Source organism: Brevibacillus sp. HB1.2, assembly GCF_013332495.1.
In the GTDB taxonomy this organism is placed as follows: Bacteria; Bacillota; Bacilli; order Brevibacillales; family Brevibacillaceae; genus Brevibacillus; species Brevibacillus porteri.
Genome location: NZ_JABMIU010000001.1, coordinates 214393 through 240731, shown reverse-complemented (window position 1 = coordinate 240731; position 26339 = coordinate 214393). Strand labels below are relative to the sequence as shown.

6 protein-coding genes are annotated in these 26339 nt (G+C 47.4%); all 6 read left to right on the top strand.

Going from position 1 to position 26339, the window contains the following annotated elements; genetic code table 11:
- Window positions 1-54: 54 nt before the first annotated feature.
- Window positions 55-19518 carry a tyrocidine non-ribosomal peptide synthetase TycC gene (tycC, locus tag HPY28_RS01045; RefSeq protein WP_174229913.1) on the top strand — a complete coding sequence of 6488 codons (19464 nt, stop codon included), beginning with the start codon at window positions 55-57 and terminating at the stop codon, window positions 19516-19518.
- A gap of 83 nt (window positions 19519-19601) precedes the next feature.
- A complete protein-coding gene (locus tag HPY28_RS01040; RefSeq protein WP_017248473.1) occupies window positions 19602-21383 on the top strand; it encodes an ABC transporter ATP-binding protein in 1782 nt (593 codons plus the stop codon).
- 2 nt (window positions 21384-21385) lie between these two features.
- Window positions 21386-23185, top strand: coding sequence for an ABC transporter ATP-binding protein (locus tag HPY28_RS01035; RefSeq protein ID WP_017248474.1), 1800 nt, complete (start codon window positions 21386-21388; stop codon window positions 23183-23185).
- Window positions 23182-23889, top strand: coding sequence for a 4'-phosphopantetheinyl transferase family protein (locus HPY28_RS01030; protein WP_174229912.1), 708 nt, complete (start codon window positions 23182-23184; stop codon window positions 23887-23889). Before HPY28_RS01035 ends, HPY28_RS01030 begins: the two co-directional genes overlap by 4 nt.
- 30 nt (window positions 23890-23919) lie before the next feature.
- Window positions 23920-24648: a thioesterase II family protein gene (locus tag HPY28_RS01025; protein WP_174224573.1), complete on the top strand. Its 729-nt coding sequence runs from the start codon at window positions 23920-23922 to the stop codon at window positions 24646-24648.
- A gap of 51 nt (window positions 24649-24699) precedes the next feature.
- Window positions 24700-26280: a proprotein convertase P-domain-containing protein gene (locus HPY28_RS01020; RefSeq protein WP_174229911.1), complete on the top strand. Its 1581-nt coding sequence runs from the start codon at window positions 24700-24702 to the stop codon at window positions 26278-26280.
- Window positions 26281-26339: the final 59 nt, after the last annotated feature.

Here is a 26339-nt window from a genome sequence, read left to right as displayed (position 1 = left end):
CTTTTATTGGAGGAACCCTCTATAAATCGATAAATCACAGAGTTGAGGTGCAGAATGAATAAGCAAGAGAATATTGCAAAAATTTACCCGTTAACCCCATTGCAAGAGGGTATGTTGTTTCATGCTGTCAAAGATACGGACAGCAGCGCCTACTGCCTGCAGATGTCCGCAAAGCTCCAAGGTGATTTTCACCTGCCCATTTTTGAAGAGAGCATGAACAAGCTCGTAGAGAACAATGAGGTTTTGCGCACTGTGTTTGTTTATCAAAATCTGCAGCGACCTCGACAGGTTGTTTTTAAAGAGAGAAAAGTTACCGTTCATTTCGAAAACATTGCGCATTTGCCAATAGATGATCAGAACGAATACATAAAAGCGTATACCAGCCAGCATCATACATTTGAGCTGACGAAAGACGTCTTGATGAAAGCAGCCATTTTCCAAACGGGGGAGAACCAATATCAGTTCGTTTGGGCATTCCACCATATCATCGTCGACGGTTGGTCTTTGGGAGTGTTGCTCCATAAGCTACTCGGGTACTATGCCGCAATTCGTAAAGGCGAGGCTGTTCCGCGAGAAGCGACCAAACCATACAGCGAATACATCAAATGGCTGGATAAGCAAAACAAAGAAGAAGCACTTACTTACTGGCAGAACTATCTGGAAGGCTATGACCATCAGGCTGATTTCCCTAAAAAGAAGAATGTAGCGGAAGATGGCCATTATGTCCATGTGGAGAATCTTTTCACCGTCGCACCTGAGAAGACTCAGCAGCTGATGCAGATTGCCAATCAGAATCAGGCTACGATGAGCAGCGTGTTTCAATCTCTTTGGGGTATTTTGGCGAGCAAGTACAAAAATTCGGACGATGTGGTATTCGGTTCGGTTGTGTCAGGTCGTCCGCCAGGGATCCAGGGGATTGAGAGCATGGTTGGATTGTTTATTAACACGATTCCAACCCGCGTGCAGACGAATAAAAAACTAACCTTTAGTGGGCTGCTAAAAACAGTTCAGAAGCAAGCCTTGGCTTCTGCTTCTTATGATTTCGCTCCGCTGTACGAAATTCAGAGCAAAACGGTACTGAAACAGGAATTAATCGATCATTTGGTAACGTATGAAAATTACCCGGATAGTGGTTTGAATGATCTCGAGGATTCCTTAGGCTTTCAATTCAACGTGGAAAATGGGGAAGAACAGACCTCCTATGATTTTAACGTTGTAGTCGCGGTCGCACCTTCGAATGAGATGTATGTGAAGTTGAGCTATAATGCAGCGGTTTATGAGGAGTCATTCATGAACCGAGTAGAAGGGCACTTGAAAACGATCATAGAGCAGGTCATTCACAATCCGAATGTACTGCTTGAAGATATCGGAATCATCACGGATGAGGAAAAACAGCAATTGCTGGTAGCGTATAACGACACGACCGCCGATTATCCAAGCGACAAAATGATTTTCGAGCTGATCGCGGAGCAAGCAAGACAGACGCCTTCGAAAGTTGCGGTTGTTTGCGGTGAAGATCGCTTTACTTATCGGGAACTTCAGGAGCGTTCCAACCAGTTGGCCAGAGCTCTGCGTGGGAAAGGAATTACCCAAGGCAGTATCGTCTCCATTATGGCGGAGCATTCACTCGAGCTAATCGTGGCTATTATGGCAGTTCTAAAATCAGGCGGCGCCTATTTGCCGATTGATCCCGAGTATCCGATAGAGAGAATTCAGTATTTACTGGATGACAGTCAGACGACGATTCTCTTGACACAGTCTCATCTTCAAGAAAAAGTCGAGTTTGAAGGTGACATCCTCTACCTAGACAATCCTTCCATGTTTGAAGGAGACAGTACAGATCTTGACACAGCATGCACACCGGACGATTTGGCGTACATGATTTATACTTCCGGGTCCACGGGGAATCCAAAAGGCGCGATGATTACCCACCGAGGTCTAGTCAATTACATATGGTGGGCTAACAAGGAGTATGTCCAAGGGGAAGCTGTAGACTTTCCGCTATACTCTTCCATTTCGTTTGATTTGACTGTCACCTCGATCTTCACGCCGCTACTGTCAGGCAATACGATCTATGTCTACAGGGGAACAGATAAAGTACAGGTCATTTTAGACATCATCCAAGATAATCAAGTGGGAATCATCAAGCTGACGCCAACACATTTGAAGCTGATTGAAGAAATAGATGGAACAAACAGCAGCATCCGACGGTTTATTGTCGGTGGTGAGAACTTGCCAACCCAATTGGCGAAGAGAATCTATGAGAACTTTGGACAGAATGTCAAGATTTTCAATGAGTATGGACCTACCGAAACGGTTGTGGGCTGCATGATTTATTTGTATGACCCTAAAAAACCCATCCAAGAATCGGTACCAATCGGAGTCCCTGCAGATAACGTCCAGCTTTATTTGCTCGATTCCTCTATGCAGCCAATACCCGTTGGCTCCATTGGCGAGATGTATATATCTGGAGATGGCGTAGCCAAAGGATATTTTAATAGACCAGATCTGACTCAGGAAAAGTTCATCGATAATCCGTTCCGTCCGGGGACCAAAATGTATCGAACAGGCGATCTGGCGAAATGGCTGCCCGACGGCAATATGGAATACTTGGGAAGAATCGACCATCAAGTCAAAATTCGTGGGCATAGGATTGAGATGGGCGAAATTGAGACGCGTTTGACGCAGCATGAATGGATCAAGGAAGCCGTTGTCATCGCTGACAAGGATGACAGTGGTCAAAATGTGCTGTATGCCTACATTGTTTCCGAGCAGGAGTTGACCGTATCGGAGTTGAGAGAGCATCTGGGAAGTGCACTTCCTTCCTACATGATCCCGTCCTTCTTTGTCCGTTTGGAGGAAATTCCGCTGACAGCCAATGGAAAAGTAGAGCGGAAGAAATTGCCGAAGCCTGACGGTGCAGTTGTAACGGGAACAGCGTACGTTGCTCCTCAGAATGAAACGGAAACAAAATTGGCTGAAATTTGGCAGCAGGCCCTGGGGGTTAGCCGAGTAGGCGTTCACGATCATTTCTTTGATTTGGGCGGACATTCACTGAAGGCTATGACAGTCATCTTTCAAGTTTCTAAAGCGTTGGAAGTGGATTTGCCAGTAAAGGCACTGTTCGAGAATCCGACCGTATCTCAGCTCGCTGCTTTTATCTCGAAATCGGGGAAAAGCAAGTACACAGCCATTCAAGCGGTTGAGGTAAAAGAATTTTATCCCGTATCTTCTGCTCAAAAAAGAATGTACATCCTTCAGCAATTTGAAGGAAGTGGCATCAGCTATAACATTTCGGGAGCAATGTTGCTAGAAGGAAAGCTGGATTACAATCGTTTTGCTAGCACGGTCCAACGACTGGCGGAGCGCCATGAAGCCTTGCGCACCTCCTTCCACCGTATCGATGGTGAGCCTGTACAGAAAGTGCATGATGAGGTAGAAGTACCAACCCTGATGCTGAAGTCAACGGAAGACCAGGCGGAGCAGATCATGCGCGATTTTGTCCGTCCATTTGATCTTGGAATCGCTCCGTTGATTCGAACAGGCTTGGTCAAGTTGGGCAAAGACCGTCATTTGTTCCTGCTCGACATGCACCATATCATCTCGGACGGTGTTTCATCCCAAATTTTGTTGAGTGAATTTGCCAAGTTGTACCAAGGGGAAGGCTTGCAGCCTCTTTCTCTCCAATACAAGGATTTCGCTGCCTGGCAAAATGAGCTGTACCAGACGGACGTGTACAAGAAGCAGGAGCTCCACTGGTTGAATACGTTTGCTGATGAAATTCCTTTGCTCAATCTGCCGACTGATTATCCGCGTCCAACCATTCAAAGCTTTGAAGGGGATCTTGTTCTTTTTGATACAGGAAAAGAATTGACCGAGCGTTTGCGCAAGGTAGCAGCAGATACGGGTACAACCCTGTATATGGTCTTGCTCGCGGCTTACCATGTACTGCTGTCTAAGTATTCCGGCCAAGAGGATATCATTGTGGGTACGCCTGTCGCTGGTCGTTCTCATGCCGATGTGGAAAACATCATGGGGATCTTTGTAAATACGTTGGCCATGAGAAATCATCCTGCGAGCGACAAAACCTTTACCCACTTCTTGCAAGAAGTGAAACAAAATGCGCTAGCGGCCTATGACAATCAGGATTATCCATTTGAAGAGCTGGTGGAAAAGCTGGCCATTCAACGTGACATTAGCCGAAATCCTTTGTTTGACACCATGTTTTCTTTAGAAAATGCGAATCAGCAATCGCTGGAAATCGAGCAACTGACAGCAGCTCCGTATGAGATATTTAACAAAATTTCAAAGTTCGATCTTGCTTTGAATGCGAGTGAATCGCAATCTGACATTCAATTCCAATTCGCATTTGGAACGAAGCTATTCAAGAAAGAAACCATCCAAAGAATGGCCCATCATTATCTGGAAATCCTGCGTACCCTTAGTGCACAACCGAATGCCAAGTTAGCAGAAATCGACATGATGACAGAAGCAGAAAAACGTGCTCTCATGCTGAATGTCAACGATACTTTTGTCGAACGTTCCGCTGATCAGGTTTTGCACCAATTGTTTGAAGAGCAAGTATTGCTTACGCCAGATCAAGTAGCTGTAGCCTATGACGGATACACCTTGACCTATCGACAGTTGAACGCCCGAGCCAATCAAGTAGCTCGTTTGCTGCGGAGTAAAGGAACGCAACCAGATACGTTGATCGGAATTATGGTAGACCGTTCTATCGGGATGGTCGTGAGCATGTTGGCCGTGTTAAAAGCAGGTGGCGCGTATACGCCAATTGATCCTACTTACCCGCCAGAAAGAATCCAATACATGCTCAGCGACAGCAAAGCTCCGATTCTACTGACACAGCGTCATTTGAAAGAAACAGTAGAGTATGCAGGAGAAATCATCGACGTAGATGATGAAGCGATTTATGCAGGTGACGACACCAATCTTGACCATGTCTCTGGCCGGGATGACTTGGCCTATGTCATCTATACATCTGGATCGACCGGAAATCCCAAAGGGGTTATGATCGCGCATCAAGCGATTTGCAATCACATGCTTTGGATGAAGAATGCCTTCCCACTGACTACAGAGGATGCTGTCTTGCAAAAAACGCCGTTTTCCTTCGATGCTTCCGTATGGGAATTTTATTTGCCACTGATCACAGGGGGACGCCTGGTCCTTGCAAAGCCAGACGGACATCGTGACATCGAGTACATGACTCGCATGATCAGCGAGGAGAAGATCACGACTTTACAGATGGTTCCTTCCTTGCTGGACCTGATCATGACCGAACCGGCATGGAGCTCTTGCACGAGCTTGCAACGCGTTTTCTGCGGTGGAGAAGCATTGACACCTGCACTTGTTTCGCGCTTTTACGAGACTCAAACGGCACAGTTGATTAACCTCTATGGCCCAACTGAGTCCACGATTGATGCGACATACTGGATTTGCCCTCGTTTGCCGGAGTATGGAGTGATTCCCATTGGCAAACCGATTGATAACGTCCGTTTGTACGTCGTAAATGCGAGCAACCAGCTCCAGCCTGTAGGGGTTGCAGGGGAACTGTGCATTGCTGGCGATGGTTTGGCCCGCGGCTACTGGAATCGTGAAGAACTGACAGCAGCCAGCTTCATTGACAATCCGTTTGAACCGGATAGCAGGATGTACCGTACTGGCGACATGGTCAGGTACCTAGCCTGCGGCAACGTGGAATATCTCGGACGCATCGACCATCAGGTCAAAATCAGAGGCCACCGGATCGAACTGGGTGAGATCGAAGCAAGGCTTTTGCAGCATGAATGGATAAAAACGGCCATTGTCCTTGCTCGTCCAGATGAAAAAGGGCAAAACAACTTGTACGCCTATATCGTTTCCGATCAGGAAATCAAGACAGCCGACCTGAGAGCTTACATGGCTTCCCATTTGCCATCTTATATGGTTCCTTCTTATTTTGTTTATTTGGAGAAGCTGCCGCTCACGGCAAATGGCAAGGTAGATCGCAAAGCATTGCCTCAACCTGAGGGAGCATCTTCATCTGAAACCGTGTATGTAGCGCCACGCAATGAAGTGGAAGCCACGCTCGCAGATATTTGGCAAAGTGTACTTGGCGTGAACGAAATCGGGATCCACGATCATTTCTTCGAGTTGGGCGGACACTCTTTGAAGGCGATGAACGTCATCTCTTTGATCCATCGCACCCTTCAAGTAGATGTGCCGTTGAAAACACTGTTTGAATCGCCTACGATCGCTGACTTGTCGTTATACATCGCGACTGCTAGCAAAGGCAAGTATACGACGATTGAACCTGTCCAAAAGCAGGAGTATTACTCGGTGTCTTCTGCACAAAAGAGAATGTTTATTCTCCGACAAATGGAAGGTGCAGGCATCAGCTACAACATGCCGGGCATCCTGTACATCGATGGCAAGCTGGATACAGCGCGTTTGCAGCAAGCGCTCAAGAGTCTGGTGAGACGTCATGAATCTCTGCGTACCTCGTTCCACTCCATGAAAGGAGAGACTGTTCAGCGCGTACATGAAGATGTCGAGCTGGAAATCTCGTTGATGGAGTCAACAGAGGAAGAGCTTAAACAAATCGTCGAGCAATTTATTCAACCGTTTGATTTGGAAAAAGCTCCTCTGATTCGCGCTGGACTGGTCAAACTGACTCCGGAACGCCATCTTTTCATGCTGGATTTGCACCATATTGTGGTGGATGGTGTATCTATTGGCATTCTTGTTCAAGAGCTTGCTCAGCTTTACCACGGGGAAGAGCTGCCTGAACTGAGCATTCAGTACAAGGACTTTGCCCATTGGCAGAATCAATGGTTCGAGAGAGAAGAGTTTGCTGCGCAGGAAGCCTATTGGATCGATACTTTTACGGGAGAAATTCCTGTATTAAATCTTGCAACGGATTATCCGAGACCTTCTGTGAAAAGCTTCGAGGGTGAGCGATTTGTTTTCAGCTCTGGTGCCCTTTTGAAAAAAGAATTGAATCGACTTGCCCATGGTACAGGAGCTACGCTCTACATGGTTCTCTTGGCTGCCTACAATGTACTTCTCTCCAAATACGCTGGACAAGAGGACATTATTGTCGGTGCGCCTACTGCTGGCAGGTCCCATGCAGAAACGGATTCGATCATCGGTATGTTTGTCAATACACTGGCTTTGCGAAACGAGCCTGTGGGGGATAAGACCTTCCTTAGCTTTTTGGCAGAAGTGAAAAACAATACGCTGAAAGCCTTTGAGAATCAGGATTACCCACTGGATGAGCTGATCGATAAGCTGAACATTCAACGGGATCTGAGCCGCAATCCTTTGTTTGACACCGTATTTATCTTGCAAAATATGGATCAAAAGCCGTTCGAAATGGAGCAACTGACGTTTACACCTTATATGGCAGAAGTGAATCAGGCCAAGTTTGATCTGTCATTAGAGGCGTATGAAGAAGATGAGGAGATTGTCTTTAGTCTTGATTATTGCACCAAATTGTTTACACGAAAAACAATTGAAAAAATAGCGGCACATTTCATCCGAATCCTTCATGCCGTTATTGAGCAACAAGCCATTACCTTGTCTGAAATCACGATGCTTTCCGATGAAGAAAAGCATCGCTTGTTAGTAGAATTCAACCATACGCATAAGGAATATCCGCAGAACAAGACACTCCATGAGCTATTTGAGGAGCAAGTGGAAAAAACACCACAGATTGCTGCGGTGGAAATCGGCGATAAGCAGATGTCCTATCACGAATTGAATGAGCGAGCAAATCAGCTTGCCGTTACCTTGCGTGAACGGGGAGTAAAGGCTAACCAGTTCGTAGGAATCATGGCAAACCGTTCTGTGGAAATGGTTGTGGGCATCATGGCCATTTTGAAAGCAGGTGGAGCCTACGTGCCGATCGATCCTGAATATCCGGAAGATCGTGTAGCCTACATGCTGGAGGATTGCGAAGCCCGTCTCGTGCTTACCCAAACACATCTTGGAGCTAAGCTAGCTTCTAGTGTGAGCGTGGAATGCTTGTACCTGGAGGAGGAGAAGAACTATTCTCCCAATCGTTCGAATCTCGAGCCGATTCAAACCACTTCCGATTTGGCTTATGTCATCTATACATCAGGGACAACAGGCAAGCCAAAAGGAGTAATGATCGAGCATCGTGGCATTGTCAACAGCGTGTTGTGGAAGAAAGAGGAGTATCAGTTTAGCGTCGATGATAGAAGTCTGGTGCCCCTATCCTTTGCGTTTGATGCCTTTGTTCTTTCCTTCTTTACACCGATCCTTTCAGGTTCAACAGTCGTCTTGGCGGAGGATGATGAAGCCAAAGACCCTGTATCTCTCAGAAACCTCATTGCAGCTGCGAGATGCACCCAAATGACATGCGTGCCAAGTTTGTTCCAAGCTATATTGGAATGCAGTTCTGCTGCGGATATCAGTTCTCTACAAACAGTCACACTTGGGGGCGAAAAAGTATCTGCTCAGCTCGTTGAGAAGAGCAATCAGCACAATCCGCAATTGGTCATCGTCAATGAATACGGTCCGACTGAAAGCAGCGTCGTCGCCACCTGGCAGCGAATTTCGCAACTGGATTCTGCGATAACGATCGGACGTCCCATTGCTAATACCAGCATCTATATCGTGGACAAATTCCATCAGCTACAGCCAATCGGCGTCGTCGGGGAAATTTGCATCGGTGGCCACGGTTTGGCACGTGGATATTGGAACAAGCCGGAACTCACAGCAGAGAAGTTCGTTTCCCATCCTTATTTGGAAGGCGATCGCATGTACAAGACTGGCGATCTAGGAAAGTGGCTCCCTGACGGAACGATTGAATTTGTCGGTCGCTTGGATGAACAGGTAAAAGTAAGGGGATATCGGATTGAAATCGGCGAGATTGAGTCGGTTATGCTCTCCTTTGAAAAGCTGACTTCGGCAGTTGTGATTGTCCATGAGGACCAACAGGGCCAATCGTCGCTTGCTGCTTATTACACGGCAGAAGAAAAGCTTGAAGTCTCGAATCTGTGGTCGTATCTGTCTCAAAGCTTGCCGTCTTACATGATTCCTGCGCACTTGGTCCAGCTCGATCTTCTCCCGCTTACGCCTAATGGAAAGATCGACAGGAAAGCCTTGCCAAAACCAGAAGGCAGACCTGTAACGGGAGCAGAATATGTGGCGCCAGCAAGTCCTGTGGAAAGCAGTCTGGTAGAGATTTGGGAACGTGTGCTTGGGGTAAACGACATCGGTGTTCTCGACAACTTCTTCCAGCTAGGTGGGCATTCCTTGAAAGCCATGTCGCTCGCCGCACAGATCCATCGAGAGTATCAAGTCGAGCTTCCACTCAGAGTACTCTTTGCGACACCTACCATCCAGGCATTGGCCCAGTATATCGAGACAAGTGGAAAAGACACACATGTACCGATTCAGCCTGTACCGCGGCAAGCGTATTATCCTGTTTCCTCTGCACAAAAAAGGATGTTTGTCCTGCGCCAGTTTGAAGGCACCGGCACAGTCTATAACATGCCAAGCGTGATGTATATCGAAGGCGTTCTGGATCGTGCACGCTTTGAAACCGCGATACATGGGCTAGTTAATCGACACGAATCGTTGCGAACATCCTTCCACACAGTGAATGGCGAGCCTGTTCAGCGTGTACATGAGGCAGTCGAACTGGATGTGCGCTATGAGGATTTGACGGAAGACCAAGTCGAGCAAACCATCGAAGCATTTGTGCAAGCATTTGATCTACAGAAGGCTCCGTTGTTGAGGGTCGGACTCTTCAGCTTGGGAGAGAAGCGGCATCTCTTCCTGATGGATATGCATCACATCATTTCGGATGGAGTCTCTGTCGGAATCATCATGGAAGAATTCTCGAAGCTGTATCGGAACGAAAATTTGCCAGAGCTTGCTGTTCAATACAAAGATTTTGCTGTCTGGCAGACTGAGCTGTTCCAAACAGACATCTATACAAAGCACGAGAACTACTGGTTGAAGTCCTTCGCGGGTGACATTCCGGTACTGAATCTGCCTGCCGATTATTCTCGTCCGATGGTTCAAAGCTTTGAGGGAGATTGCATTTCGTTCCAAACAGACAAAACGCTGATGGACGATTTATACAAGCTCGCTCATGAGAACCAAACCACGCTGTTTATGGTCTTGCTAGCGGCTTACAATGTGCTCCTTTCCAAATACAGCGGCCAAGAAGACATCGTAGTGGGAACGCCGATCGCTGGCAGATCTCATGCGGATGTAGAAAAAGTCTTGGGGATGTTTGTCAATACATTGGCTTTGCGTAACTACCCTGACGGAACGAAATCGTTCCAGGCATTTTTGGAAGATGTCAAACAGAATACGCTGCAAGCATACGCCCACCAGGATTATCCGTTTGAAGCACTGGTCGAAAAACTGGAAATCCAGAGGGATCTCAGCAGAAACCCGCTGTTTGACACCATGTTTATTTTGCAAAACCTGGACAAAAAAGCTTATGAGCTGGATGGGCTGAAATTTGAAGCCTACTCCGGAGATGGGCAGCAAGGCAACGCCAAATTCGATCTCACACTGGAAGCGCATGAAGATGAGACAGGAATTCATTTTGGTCTCGTGTACTCCACGAAATTGTTCCAAAGAGACACGATTGAAAGAATGGCAGGTCATTTCCTCCAGGTGCTGCGAGGAGTCATTGCAGACCAAACATCGGCGTTGCGTCAAATCAACTTGCTCGGTGAGGAAGAAAAACACCTTGTAACTGTTGCATTCAACAATACGTTTGCCGTATATCCTCGCGAAGGCACGATTCAAGAGCTGTTCGAGGAGCAAGTGGAAAGAACGCCCGAGCATACTGCAGTTGTGATGAACGAACAGATGCTGACGTATCGGGAGCTGAACCAAAAAGCGAATCAGATCGCAAGTGCTCTTCGCCGTGAGGAAATCGGGAAGGATTCCGTGGTCGGACTGATCGCAGATCGTTCTCTCGAGATGATCACAGGCATAATGGGGATCATCAAAGCGGGAGGCGCCTATCTGGGGATTGATCCAGAGCATCCATCCGAGCGCATTTCTTACATGCTTGAAGATGGCGGTGTGAAGGTTGTCCTTGTTCAAAGACATCTGTTGCATCTCGTCGAAGAAGGTCTCATTCCAATCATTTTGGAAGACGAGAGCCTGGAGAAAGAAGATGCCAGCAACCTAGCTAATTTCAATGATGCCAAAGACTTGGCCTATGTGATGTACACGTCGGGTTCAACGGGCAAACCAAAAGGGGTCATGGTCGAGCATCGCAATGTCACCCGATTGGTGAAAAATACGAATTACGTTCAAGTACGCGAAGAAGATCGCATGATTCAAACGGGCGCTATTGGCTTCGACGCCATGACGTTTGAGATTTTTGGAGCTCTGTTGCATGGTGCTAGCTTGTTCCTGGTTACCAAGGATGTTCTGTTGGATGCGGAGAAGCTAGGCAGCTTCCTGCGAGAGAATCGGATTACAACGATGTGGTTAACTTCACCACTGTTTAACCAGCTTTCGCAAGATAACCCGGCGATGTTTGATGGCTTGCGTGCGTTAATCGTCGGTGGCGAAGCACTGTCTCCGAGACACATCAACAAAGTTAACAGCGCCCATCCCGCTCTGGAAATTTGGAACGGATACGGCCCGACAGAGAACACTACTTTCTCTACATGCTATTTAATTGAGAAGGAATTCGAAGACAATATTCCGATTGGGAAGCCGATCACGAACTCCACTACGTATATCGTGGATCGCTACAATCAGCCGCAGCCAATTGGGGTGCCCGGTGAATTGTGCGTAGGTGGAGACGGGGTAGCCAGAGGTTATTTGAACAAGCCAGAATTGACTGCCGAGAAGTTTGTTCCGAATCCGTTTGTTTCTGGTGAAAACATGTACCGCACAGGGGATTTGGCGAGATGGAAGGCGGATGGAACAATTGAGTATTTGGGACGTATCGACCAACAGGTAAAGATCAGAGGCTATCGGATCGAGCTTGGGGAAATCGAGACCGTTCTCACCAATCTGGCAAAGGTAAAAGAAGCTGTCGTTACGGTGATGGATGATACGAACGGCCAAAAAGCTCTTTGCGCTTATTTTGTTCCAGAAACGGAACTCGACGCAGCAGAGTTGAGAGAAGCGATTTCCAAAGAATTGCCTAGCTACATGGTGCCAGCCTTCTATGTCCAAATGGATAAACTGCCTTTGACTGCAAACGGAAAGCTCGATCGAAGAGCATTGCCGGAACCAACTGGTGATCGGGTTCAAAGCTCCACATATGTCGCTCCACAAAATGCGACTGAGACGAAGCTGGCTGAAATTTGGCAAGAGGTACTGGGTATTCATGCGATAGGTATTCACGACAACTTCTTTGAACTGGGCGGACATTCCCTGAAAGCCATGAATGTGATCACGCAGGTGCACAAAGCATTTCAGGTTGAGCTTCCGTTAAAAGCACTGTTTGAGTCTCCTACGATCCATGAACTGGCTGGGTATATCACCGCGAGTGAGATTGAACAGTTCGAGACCATTGAACCAGTAGAGCAAGCAGATTATTATCCAGTCTCGTTCGCACAAAAAAGAATGTACATCCTGCATGAGTTTGAAGGAAGCGGGATTAGCTACAACGTGCCAAATGTGCTGATAATAGATGGCCATCTGGATTACGAACGCTTTGAACATGCGATTCGAACACTGGTAAAACGACACGAATCCTTGCGAACATCCTTCCATTCGATAAACGGGGAACCCGTACAACGAGTACATGAGGATGTCGCACTTCTCATCGGTATTTCCGAGGCGACAGAAGACCAAGTAGAGCAACGCATTCAGGAGTTGGTCCAGCCGTTTGATCTGGAAGTGGCTCCGTTGTTCCGGGTTGACTTGATCAAACTGGGAGCAGAACGACATTTGTTCTTCATGGATATGCACCACATTATCTCGGATGGTGTATCGCTTGCAGTCATCGCCAAGGAGTTTGCGAGCTTGTACGAAGAAAAGCAGCTCCCTGACATGCGCATTCAGTATAAAGATTTTGCTGCTTGGCAAACAAAACTGTCCCAGTCTGAGCGTTTCCAAAAACAGGAGGATTATTGGGCGAATGTCTTTGCAGGGGAGATCCCGTTACTCAACTTGCCAAATGACTTCCCAAGACCTACTGTTCAAAGCTTCGAAGGCGACACAGTAGCGATCGGTACAGGAAATGAATTGCTTGTGGAATTAAGACAACTCGCTGCAAATACAGGCTCCACACTGTTCATGGTGCTTTTGGCAGCCTACAATGTGCTGCTGTCCAAATACGCAGGACAGGAAGAAATTGTAGTCGGCACACCAATTGCAGGTCGATCCCACGCAGATGTGGAACGAATCGTCGGCATGTTCGTCAACACGCTTGCTTTGAAAAATGTGGCAGGAGGCAACCTGACCTTCCGCGAGTTTTTGGGTGACGTGAGACAAAATGCGCTACATGCGTTTGAACATCAGGATTATCCGTTTGAACATCTCGTAGATAAGCTGCAAGTGCGGCGCGATCTGAGCCGAAATCCACTGTTCGATACGATGTTCAGTCTGGGGCTTGCGGACTCATCTGCATTAGAAATTGCAGGACTCAACATGTCTCCTTACCCGGTAGATGGAAATATCGCGAAATTCGATATCGCTTTGGATGCGATGGAACAACAGGATGAGCTTCTCGTGCAGTTCAGCTATTGCACGAAGTTGTTTGCAAAAGAATCGATTGATCGCATGGCAACTCATTACGTCAACCTCCTAAAGACGATCATCGCGAATCCAGATAGCAAGCTGGCAGAGTTCAGTGTTTTGTCAAAAGATGAGATGGAACAAATGCTGCATGATTTCAATGCAACAAAAGCCGCTTATCCAACGAATAAAACATTCCAGGAGCTATTCGAAGAGCAGGTCGAAAAAACACCGAACCAGGTAGCTGTCATCTTCGAGGATGAACAGCTAACGTATCGGGAGTTAAATGAAAAAGCAAACCAGCTCGCACGTGTTTTGCGCCAAAAGGGAGTCAAGCCAGAGAGCACGGTCGGCATCATGGTAGACCGCTCGTTGCACATGGTAGTAGGGACGCTCGGTATTTTGAAGGCCGGCGGCGCCTACGTTCCGATTGATCCAGACTATCCATTGGAGCGTCAAGCATTCATTTTGGAAGATAGCGATGCGAAGCTGTTCCTTACCTTGCAAAAGTTGAATACGCAGCTTGCTTTCCCTCACAAGACTCTCTATCTGGATGCAGAGGGGCTGTATCAGGGAGAAGCGAGCAATCTAGAGCCTGTGGCACTGCCGGAACACGCGGCTTACATCATTTATACTTCTGGTACGACTGGCAAGCCAAAAGGGGTCGTGATCGAACACCGGAGCTATGCGAATGTCGCGTTTGCCTGGCAGGATGAGTATCACTTGGACACCTTCCCGGTTCGCTTGCTGCAAATGGCGAGCTTCGCCTTCGACGTATCGACTGGCGATTTTGCCAGAGCATTGCTCACAGGAGGGCAACTGGTCATTTGCCCGAATGAGGTTAAAATGGACCCTGCTTCCTTGTACGAAATCATCAAGCGGTATGAAATCACTATTTTCGAAGCGACACCAGCTTTGATCATGCCATTGATGCATTACATTTACGAAAACAAGCTCGACATCAGTCAGATGCAGCTCCTGATTCTCGGAGCAGACAGTTGTCCAGCAGAAGACTTCAAGACTTTGCTCACGAGATTCAGCCATTCGTTACGCATTGTTAACAGTTATGGGGTAACAGAGGCGTGCATCGATTCCAGCTATTACGAAGAAACCGATGTCTCATCCATTCGCTCGGGAACGGTACCGATCGGAAAACCGCTGCCGAATATGCAGATGTATGTGATGGATCAACAATTGAATCTTCAGCCTGTTGGAGTCGTGGGTGAGTTGTGCATCGGTGGAGCAGGGGTCGCTCGCGGATATTTGAACAGACCTGATCTAACACTAGAGAAATTCGTACCGAATCCTTTCGCGCCAGGTGAGCTGCTGTATCGTTCGGGTGATTTGGCGAAGTGGCGCGCGGATGGCAATGTGGAATTCTTGGGTCGTAACGATCATCAAGTGAAAATCAGGGGTGTCCGTATCGAGCTGGGCGAAATCGAGACACAGCTACGCAAGCTGGACGGAATCTTGGAAGCAGTTGTCATCGCAAGAGAGGATCACAGACAAGAAAAGTATTTATGCGCGTACATGGTGGCAGAGCACGAGATCGACACAGCACAAATACGCCAGGAATTGCTAAAAGATTTGCCTCAAGCGATGATTCCATCGTATTTCGTAACGCTTGAAGCGCAGCCTCTAACCGCAAATGGGAAGATCGACAGACGTTCCTTGCCGGCGCCAGATGTATCCATGCTTAGAACGACGGAGTATGTAGCACCTCGTACGGAGTTGGAATCGCAATTGGCCCGCGTATGGGAGCAAGTGCTGAATATGGAGCAAGTAGGGATTCTGGATGATTTCTTTGCAATTGGCGGTCACTCCCTGCGTGCGATGAGTGTGATTTCGAGCATGCATAACGAATATCAAGTCGATATTCCGCTTCGTGTTTTGTTCGAAAAACCGACGATTCAACAGTTGGCTGCACACATCGAAGAGACAGCAAGAGGATATGTCATTTCGATTCAACCAGCACCTGCGCAAGAGTATTATCCTGTTTCATCGGCTCAAAAGCGCATGTATATCCTCCATCAATTTGAAGGGGTCGGTATTAGCTACAATATGCCTTCGACCATGCTGATCGAAGGGAAGCTGGAACCGGAACGATTAGAGACAGCGTTCAAGCAGCTGATAGAGCGACATGAGAGTCTTCGTACGTCTTTTGCCGTTGTAAATGGAGAACCTGTTCAGAAGGTTCACGAGGAAGTTTCTTTTGAAGTTTCGTATACAACGATCACAGAAGACCAGGCACAAGAGGTCCTTTCAACCCTCGTTCAGCCATTCGATCTGGGAGTAGCGCCGTTGCTTCGCGTCCGTCTGCTGCAAATCGGAGAAGATCGTCATGTGCTCTTTACCGACATGCATCATAGCATTTCCGACGGTGTATCTTCTGGTATTCTCCTGACAGATTTAGTGCAGCTGTACCAAGGGGACGTTTTGCCAGAACTGCGAGTCCAGTACAAGGACTTCTCCGTATGGCAACAGGAGCTTTTCCAATCCGATGCTTTCAACAAGCAAGAAGAGCATTGGGCCCAAGTGTTTGCAGACGAAATTCCAGTACTAAACCTGCAAACGGATTTCACCCGACCAAGCATTCAAAATTTCGCAGGGGATCAGTTTACCATCGGAACAGGTAAACAACTCATGGAAGGCTTGAACCAGCTGGCTCGAGAAACGGGAACGACGCTGTACATGGTGCTCCTTGCGACGTACAACGTACTGCTTTCCAAGTATTCCGGGCAGGAGGATATCATCGTCGGAACGCCGATTACAGGCAGATCCCATGCTGATTTGGAACCAATCGTCGGTATGTTTGTAAACACATTGGCGATGAGAAACAAGCCGCATGCTGGGAAAACATTCACCGAGTTGTTGCTGGAAGTCAAGCAGAATGCATTAGACGCTTACGCCCATCAGGATTATCCGTTTGAGGAGCTGGTGGAAAAACTCGACATTCCGCGAGACTTAAGCAGAAACCCGCTCTTTGACACTATGTTTACTGTGCAGAACAACACGGATGATTCCATCGATCTGCTCGGATTGACACTTGCTCCTTTCACGACTGATCAGGCTGGCAACCATTCCAAATTCGATTTGACGCTGATTGCCACAGAAGAGCGTGAAGAGATTAGCATTGGCGTGGAGTACAGCACAAGCTTGTTTACGAGAGAGACGATTGAACGGTTAAGCAACCACTTCATGGCTATTGCCCAAATCGTTGTGCAAAATCCGCATATCCGCTTGAGTGAAATCGACATGCTCAGGGCGGAGGAGAAGCAGCAAATTTTCGAGCATTTCAATGATACAGCTGTCAGCTATGTACAAGACAAAACGCTGCATCAATTATTCGAAGAGCAAGTCGCGAAGACGCCAGATCAGGAAGCTATTCTCTTTAACGGTCTGTCACTGACGTACAGCGAGCTCAATGAACGAGCCAACAGACTGGCAAGAGTTCTGCGCACCAAAGGAATTGGACCTGATCGTCTTGTAGCAGTCATGGCGGAGCGTTCACCAGAGATGATCATTGGCATCCTTGGTATTTTAAAGGCAGGCGGTGCATATGTTCCGATCGATCCGGCGTATCCGCAAGAACGCATTCAGTACTTGCTGGAGGATAGCGACGCAGCACTGCTTCTCTGCCAGTCTCATCTGTCAGAACTATTGTCTCGCGTGTCGAGCGGGCTTGATTGGCTCGATCTGAACGCAGAGCATGACGTCGAGATGGATGGCGCTAATCTCGAATCACTCAATCAACCGACTGATCTCGCCTATGTGATCTATACATCGGGGACGACCGGTAAGCCGAAGGGCGTCATGATTCCACATCAGGGAATCGTCAATTGCTTGCAGTGGAGAAGAGATGAGTATGGATTCGGACCGGGTGACAAGGCGTTGCAGGTATTCTCTTTTGCCTTCGATGGGTTTGTAGCCAGCTTGTTCGCTCCGCTTCTCGGTGGTGCTAGTTGCGTCTTGCCGAGAGAGGAAGAAGCCAAAGATCCAGTAGCGCTGAAAAAGCTGATTGCCTCAACGGGAGTCACACATTATTACGGTGTACCGAGTCTGTTCCAAGCGATTCTGGATTGCTCAATCGCTGCAGATTTCGCTCCTCTGCGTTGCGTAACATTGGGAGGCGAGAAACTACCTGCGCAGCTTGTGCAAAAAACGAAAGAAAAACATCCAGCAATCGAGATCAACAATGAATACGGTCCGACCGAAAACAGCGTCGTCACTACCATCTCTCGTTCGATCGAAGCAGGGCAAGACATCACGATTGGGCGACCGCTAGCCAATGTACAGGTTTACATCGTAGATACACAACATCACTTGCAACCGATCGGCGTAGTGGGAGAGCTATGCATCGGAGGACCCGGACTTGCAAGAGGTTATTTGAATAAATCAGAGCTCACACAAGAGAAGTTCGTTCCGAATCCGTTTGTGCCAGGAGAGCTCATGTACAAAACAGGTGACTTGGTGAAATGGCGGACAGATGGCACGATCGATTATATCGGTAGGGCTGACGAACAGGTGAAGGTGAGAGGGTACCGCATCGAGATAGGGGAAATCGAGAGCACCATACTTGCTTACGATGGCATCGATCAAGCAGTGGTGGTTGTGCATGAGGATGACGTAACGGCCGGACAGTATCTTTGCGCGTATCTTGTTCCAGCAGCAGAGGTATCCATTTCTGAGCTGAGAAGGCATCTGGCGAAGGAACTGCCTGCGTACATGGTTCCAAGCTATTTTGTCCAGTTGGATCAACTGCCGCTTTCGGCCAATGGAAAAGTGGATCGCAAAGCGTTACCGAAGCCACAGTCATCAGATGCGACCACACGTGAGTTCGTGGCACCAAGAACTGCGACGGAGCATCAATTGGCATCCATTTGGCAGGAAGTTTTGGGAATCGAACCGATCGGCATTACTGACCATTTCTTTGAACTGGGTGGACATTCCTTGAAAGCAACGCTGCTGGTTGCAAAGGTGTATGAGTACATGCAGATTGAACTGCCGTTGAACCTCATTTTCCAGCATCCAACCATTGAGAAGGTAGCGGATTTCATCACGAACAAGAACTTTGAGGGCAACTCCGGAAGAGCCATTCTCTTAAATGAAGAGACGGCTAGAAAGGTATTCTGCTTTACGCCAATTGGTGCCCAGAGCGTCTATTACCAGAAGCTTGCTGATGAAATCAAGGGCGTTTCCCTGCACAGCTTTGATTTTATCGAAGAAGACAATCGACTTGAGCAGTACATCGAAGCCATCGTGGCGATTGATCCAAAAGGTCCGTATACGCTCATGGGATATTCATCAGGAGGCAATCTGGCGTTTGATGTTGCAAAAGAACTGGAAAACCAAGGATATGTCGTGACCGACCTCATCTTGTTCGATTCATACTGGAAAGACAAGGTGATGGAAAGGACTCTGGCGGAAACAGAGAGTGACATTGCCCAGTTATTTGCCGAAATTGGAGAAAACATCGAGATGTTCAACATGACACAAGAAGACTTCAATTTGTACGCTGCCAATGAATTCGTCAAGCAAAGCTTCATTCGAAAAACGGTCAGCTACGTCATGCACCACAATCAACTGATCAATACGGGTGCAACGAACGCAGAGATCCATCTCATTCAATCAGAGCTGGAATCGGGCGAGGAAGATCTAGTCGCAGTCAAATGGAATGAAGCCGCTTGGGCACAGGCTACGAAACGACTGATGACGTACGAAGGATACGGAATCCACTCCAGAATGCTGGGAGGAAATTACGTGTCGATGAATGCCTCCATCCTCCGAGACATCCTGCAAGAGCTGTTCATTCTGAAATAAGGTCGCGGCTTTGTGATGATTCCCCTTGGGAACACGTTTTCCAAGGGGAGTTCATCCATTACATCCTTGGAGAGGAGCAGCAAATGATTTTTACCAAGCAAGCTCAGCACAGAAAGAAAGCGCCCGTGTTTGGCTGGGTACTCTCATATGTAAAGCCTTATCGAAGTTGGGTCATAATCTGTATCATTGCCTCGCTTCTTGTGGCTGTGGCAAACATTTGGATGGGAATCCTGATCAAAACCATGGTCGAACATACGAACAACTTCGACAAGCTGGTCAGTATTGCTCTCATCATTTTTTGTCTGACCATCGTCGGTTTTCTCTCAAAATATTTCATCACGTATTCGGCAGCTAAATTCAGTTCAAGAGCCATGAGAGATTTGAAAAACAGCATGGCTTCTCATCTCGAAAAAGTTCCGATGTCCACCATGGATAAATATCATTCCGGCGATCTCGTTTCTCGCTTAACAACAGACGCCCAAATCTTGCAAAGCTTTTTGCAAAAGCATTTTTTCCAGCTTTTTTATTTGCCAGTTGTTTTTGTGGGAGCTCTTGGACTGTTGTTGACGATCAATTGGAAGTTAATCATCTTCAGCGTCGCAATCCTTCCCGTCGCCATCGCTATCACAGGGTGGATGAGCAGACCGCTTCAAAAATATTCGGAGCAAATGCAGGACCATCTGGGTCAAACGAATGCCATCGCTCAGGATACGCTTTCCGGGATTCACATGGTCAAAGCTTTTCAATTGGAAGGCGTTCTGTATCGTAAATACCATGCGGGTATGAAGCAGGTATTGAAAAATGCGTTCCAGGCAGAGAAAAAACGCGCGTGGATGACAGCACCAGGGATTTTATTGTTTTCTTCCCCAATCCTGTTTTTTGTCGCTTATGGTGGGTACTTGATTCAGGCGGGAGAATTGGATCTGGGCAGCTTGGTCATCTTCAGCTATTTGCTTCACTTTATTATCGAACCACTTTCACTCGCACCCGTTTTGTTTGCCCAAGTACAAGAAACATCAGGTGCGGCAAAGCGACTGCAAGAAATTTTTACACAGCCAGTCGAACAAAATGATCAGCCTGCAATTCCTGTTGATCCTGAGGCGATTCCTGTACAGTTTGAAAACGTTACGTTTGCCTACGATCAGGCAAGGATTCTTGATAACGTTAGCTTTACATTACAACCGAGCAAGATCGTTGCGTTAGTAGGCGCCAGCGGGAGTGGTAAGAGTACCATCATGAAATTGCTATGCGGGTTTTATCCAATGGAGCCGGGCAACGGAAGACTGAATGTTTTCGGGCATTCCATGACTGATTGGAATATGACGGACATGCGGAGCTATCTTTCCATGGTTTCTCAGGATACGACGCTATTCCCCGTATCTATTGCAGAAAATATCTCGTATGGACGCATTCATGCGACACAAGACGAGATCATTGCAGCGGCAAAAGCGGCCAATGCGCATGACTTCATCATGGAGCTACCGCAAGGATATCAAACAAAAGTGGGAGAACGAGGCTCTCGTTTATCCGGAGGACAGAAACAGCGTATCGCGATTGCCCGAGCGATTTTGAAGGACGCCCCGATTCTTCTGCTGGATGAACCAACGTCTGCCTTAGATACAGAATCGGAAGCTTTGGTCCAGGAAGCGTTGGAAAATGTGATGAAAAATCGGAGTGTTCTCGTCATTGCTCATCGACTGTCTACGATAAAAGACGCGGATGAAGTGCTTGTTTTGGAGCAAGGACAAATTGTAGAACGAGGTACACACTACGATTTGCTTGCACAAGGCGGCGTTTACACCAGATTGTATCAAAAACAGTTTGCCACAGAGATGCACAGCACGCTGGCTGCAGGGGGGGTATAGGCATGTTCATCCAGAATTTGATGCGGGAACTACTTCAACTGCTGTCGTTTATGAAATCGAAAAAGCGAGCGTATATTTTGGGACTCGTGGGTGACGGAATCGGTCAAGCAGCTGTATTGGTATCTTTACCTTTCGTGTTCAAGGATCTGACGGATTTTGCGAACACAAAAGACCCTGCTTTATTAACGAGAGCGATTGCCACCATGGCTGTGATGTTCCTCTTGCTGAGCATCTTGTCTCCATTTTTTAGCTACATCTATCGACGATGCGTCCGCGAGCTCATTGCCAACATTCGGCTTCATGTCTATCAACGTTTGAGCAAGCTGCCTTTCGATTATTATGAGCAGCACCATTCGGGAGATACGATGTCGAGGCTGGGCAACGATGTTGTCCTCATGGAAAACGCGTATGCTGAGCAATTGAAAACGTTAAGCATCATCCTGCTGTCACTGATCGGCTCGATCATCGGGATGTTTGCGATGGATTGGAAAATTGCCGTCGTCCTGTTGCTCGTAAGCGCATTGACTCTTTATGTGAATACGCTGTTTGCCAAGTCAGTCCGGCGCATTGGAGACCGAATGCAGAAGCAGATGGGAATGGGGACAGAAAGATTAAACGATTTTTTGTCAGGGTTGCCCATCATTAAAATGTTCCATTTACATAACGTTGTCACCGCACGTTACACGGAAGCAAACGAAGAAGTAGCTTCGTCTGCGATCAAGCAAGGGCATAAGCACGGATTATTGGAAGGGACCAATTTTTTCATCCAATTCTTAAGCTTCGGGGGAATGCTTGTTTTTGGCATCATGATGGTATCCAAACAAATGATCGGGTTGGGTGTGCTGGTCGCTTTGGTTCAGCAACAGATGCTTGTGACACTGGCATTTCTCCAGCTTGGCCAAGTCATCACAGCGTTACAGAGCTCGCTAGCAGGCGCTTCTCGGGTCGTCGATTTTCTGAATGAACCTCTCGAACCAGAAGAGTATCAGAAGAGCTCCGACAAATACCGGCCATGCGAAAGTATGCTGAAGTTGGAGCAGGTCGTTTTCGGATACAACGAAGCTACAAACGTGCTGGATGGTGTTTCGTTGCGAGTCGAGCAAGGCCAAATGGCTGGGCTAGTCGGAACGAGTGGAAGTGGAAAAAGCACCGTCATGAAACTTCTGTTGGGGTATTACCCACCTGCGAGCGGCTCTCTTTATTTACTGGGCAAGCCCATGGGAGCCTATTCTCTTGCAGAAATTAGAAGCTTGATCTCGTACGTGCCTCAGGATGCCTTTTTGTTCGAAGGAACCATCGAAGACAATATCCGTTACGGCTGCCTGGATGCTTCGGAAGAGGATGTCATCAAAGCAAGCAAAGCAGCGTATGCGCATGATTTTATTATGGAACTGACAGATGGTTACCAGACAAAAACAGGAGAACGCGGTGCCAAGCTATCTGGCGGACAGCGTCAGCGAATTGCCATTGCCAGGGCCATCCTGAAAAATGCGCCGATTCTTCTACTGGATGAAGCAACCTCCGCTTTGGATGCAGAATCGGAATATTGGGTGCAGCAAGCATTAACCGCACTTATGAAAGATAAAACGGTACTTGTCATCGCTCATCGCCTGTCGACTGTAGAGGATGCCGATGTGATTTACGTGATGGATCAAGGAAAAGTCATCGAGCAAGGTCGCCATGTAGAGTTAATGGAGCACAACGGCACGTATGCCAAATTGTATGAAGTGCAGCAGCGAAAGGATCGAGCAGAACAAGTTAGTGGCCTTGAACTGACAGAAAGAAGAGTGAGTGCTACGTGATTGCCATTTACACTTTGAAATGTCCAGCTGTCATGGAGAAAGAGTTATTCAACCGATTTTTGCAAGCACTGCCCGAAGAGAAGGGGGAACGGATCAACCGTTTCAGAAATCCGGCTGATTCCTATCGGGCGTTGCTCGCCGACGTGCTCGTACGCTCTCTCATTTGTGAAGCATACTCGATTTCCAATGACGAAATCGAGTATGACTACAATGCATACGGAAAACCTTTTTTGAAATCATTTCCCAACTTCTGCTTTAACGTCTCACATTCCGGAGAATGGGTGGTCTGCGCCACGCATGATTCGCAAGTGGGGATTGATGTGGAGCAAATATGTCCGATTGACTTGGATATTGCCACTCATTATTTTGCACCAACCGAAGTAGAAGATCTCTTGGCAAAACATCCGGATGAACAGCTTCCGTATTTCTTCGACCTTTGGACCTTGAAGGAGAGCTATATCAAAGCAAGAGGCATGGGACTGTCTATTCCACTACAATCATTCGCCATTAGAAAAAAACTAGACCAATCGATTACGATATCGCAAAATGATTCGCGCGATGCTTGGGCATTTCATCAGTATGAGATCGATCCAGGCTATAAATTGTCAGTATGCGCGACTACCAATCAGTTTGCTGCTCAAGTCGTCATGAAGGATTTACAAGATTTGTATCAGTCCATTTTTCATAGAAAGATATCGAGGTAATTACGTAATGAAGAAAGGGCGGGGAAAGAGATGAAATTGTTCTGCTTTCCGTACGCAGGTGGACTTCCCAGCATTTATTACAGTTGGAGACGGGGATTGTCGCCAGCGTTATTGGAAATTGATCCATTCGAGGTACGGCCTTCATTTCAGAGTGATAGCATGGTTCTTTTCACCTCGTTTTATGAGGTCTTGGAGGATGTATACAAACGGATCACACCAGAGCTGGGGGAAGAACCTTTTGCCTTTTTTGGTCACAGCATGGGGGGATTAATCGCGTTTGAACTGACACGAAAGCTGTTGCAGAATGGAAAGCCACTGCCCCAGCACTTGTTCTTGTCTGCATCCCGCGTGCCACATGCGTATCACAAACTGGCGAAAACATACCACCTGCCGCATAACGAGTTCATCGGATCACTACGAACACTTGGTGGCACACCCGATGAAGTTTTGGATAATCACGAGCTCTTGGAGCTATTTTTGCCAACGATTCGCGCTGATTTCCAAGCCGTGCAAACTTACGAAATGAATAACGAGCTTCCTCAGCAAATCCCTGTCAACATGACGGTTTTGTTTGGGAAAGAAGATTCTATTGAAATCCAAGATATTGTGGCGTGGAGAGACTATTGCGGGCGAGAATGCAAATTCTTTCCAATGCCTGGTGGGCATTTCTTTATTCATCACCAAATGAATCCGATCCTAGCAATCATTCAAGACACATTGAATGTAGACCGGGCAGTTGCAATCCGTGCACAATTCTAACGATTGTGCACGGCAACAATAAATCCTAAGGTGAAGGTTGGTGTTCTTTTTATGAATCAGAAAGCACTATCTCGTTTGCTGACGGCCGTTACATTATCAACGGCGCTGGTCTACCCGCAAGCGGCAAGCGCAGCGGCTCCACCTCCGGCTCTGCATGATGACAACCCAAGTGGTCATTTTGGTGACTGGTACACTGGTGCGGTTCCTCCCAATGCATCCAAAGACAAGCCCGTGATCTTGTTTGTTCAAGGTCTGCACTCCACCTACAAAACCTGGTATACAACAGACGGATATTATGATGCAGCCTATAACGCCGGGTATCGTACCGCATTTGTGCAGTTGAAGGACGCGGATGGTACTGGTGGCAACATGTGGACAAACGGAGCCAAGCTCGCCGAAGTTATTAAAAAGGTCGCAGATTATTATGGTGTCTCCAAAATCAATATCATTGCACATTCCAAAGGTGGCATAGATACACAGGCAGCGCTCGTCCACTATGGCGCGCATCCGTATGTCAATGTTGTTCACCAGCTTTCCACGCCAAACAAAGGTTCAGAATTGGCTGACTTAGCTTACAGCAATTGGGCAGGATGGCTTGCTGATATTCTTGGCAAAAAAGACGATGCGGTGTATTCCCTGCAAACGTCATACATGGCAAACTTCCGTTCCCAGACTGACAACCGTACCGAAATTCGTTCAACCAAGACATACATGGCTGCCGGAACAGGGGATGATGGCATGTTTAGTCCTACCTGGTTTGGTCATGCGGTTCTTCCCGGTGAAGATGATGGCGCTGTTTCCGTTGATTCTGCCTTCGGTTTGACTTATGGGATCAAGAGCTTTACAAAAGATATTTCCCACGGTCAAATCGCGAAAGCCTCGCAAACATGGGATCTGGTCGAACCGAAATTGCAAAAGGCTTCTATACGTGCAAATAAAGTAAGCGAAGACAAGTCAAAATCAAGCACTTTGGAAGAGAGCTCCGTCATTCTCCGTGGTGGCGAAGTGGAAGACAACGTCTCGGAAACATTTTTCCTGGAGAGCGGAATCGATCAGTTCAAAGTGGATACGATGACTTCGTCGGAAGACACTGTTGTGACCCTGATCAGTCCGTCTGGCAAAAAGTATGAAGCGGACAACACTGAAAAAAGCGAATCGGAGGATGAATCCGAGATATTCCAAGGTGCTGTTCATCACTTCATTGAAGTTGAGGAGCCTGAAGCAGGCGAATGGACACTTGAAGTGGAGGGCTCTGACGATGCCTTTTTCATGGTGGGTTCCGTGAATGGCGGAGAAGAAGCGAAAGTAAAGGCGAGCAAAAAGGTATTCAAGAAAGGCGACAAGGCGAAGATTTCCGTCGACTTGGGTAAAAACGAAATAGATCAATCGCTACTGGAAAAAGCAAACCTGACACGCTCACTGAACGGCGAAAAAGCAAGCGTCCTTGATGAAGTGAAGTTTGCCATAAAAGAAGATGAGCTTGCTGGCAATTTTAATGTGCCGACTAAACCAGGTGTTTATAATCTCTCCTTTGACGTAACTGGCATCAATGAGGACGGCGAACCATTTACACGCTCTATTAATTACAACTTTGCGGTAACAGATCGTGATGGCGAAATCGAAGACCAATAAGAAGCATCTTTTGCTATTGGCGATACTTGAACGAGTTAACCAAGTCTAGATTTCGCTTT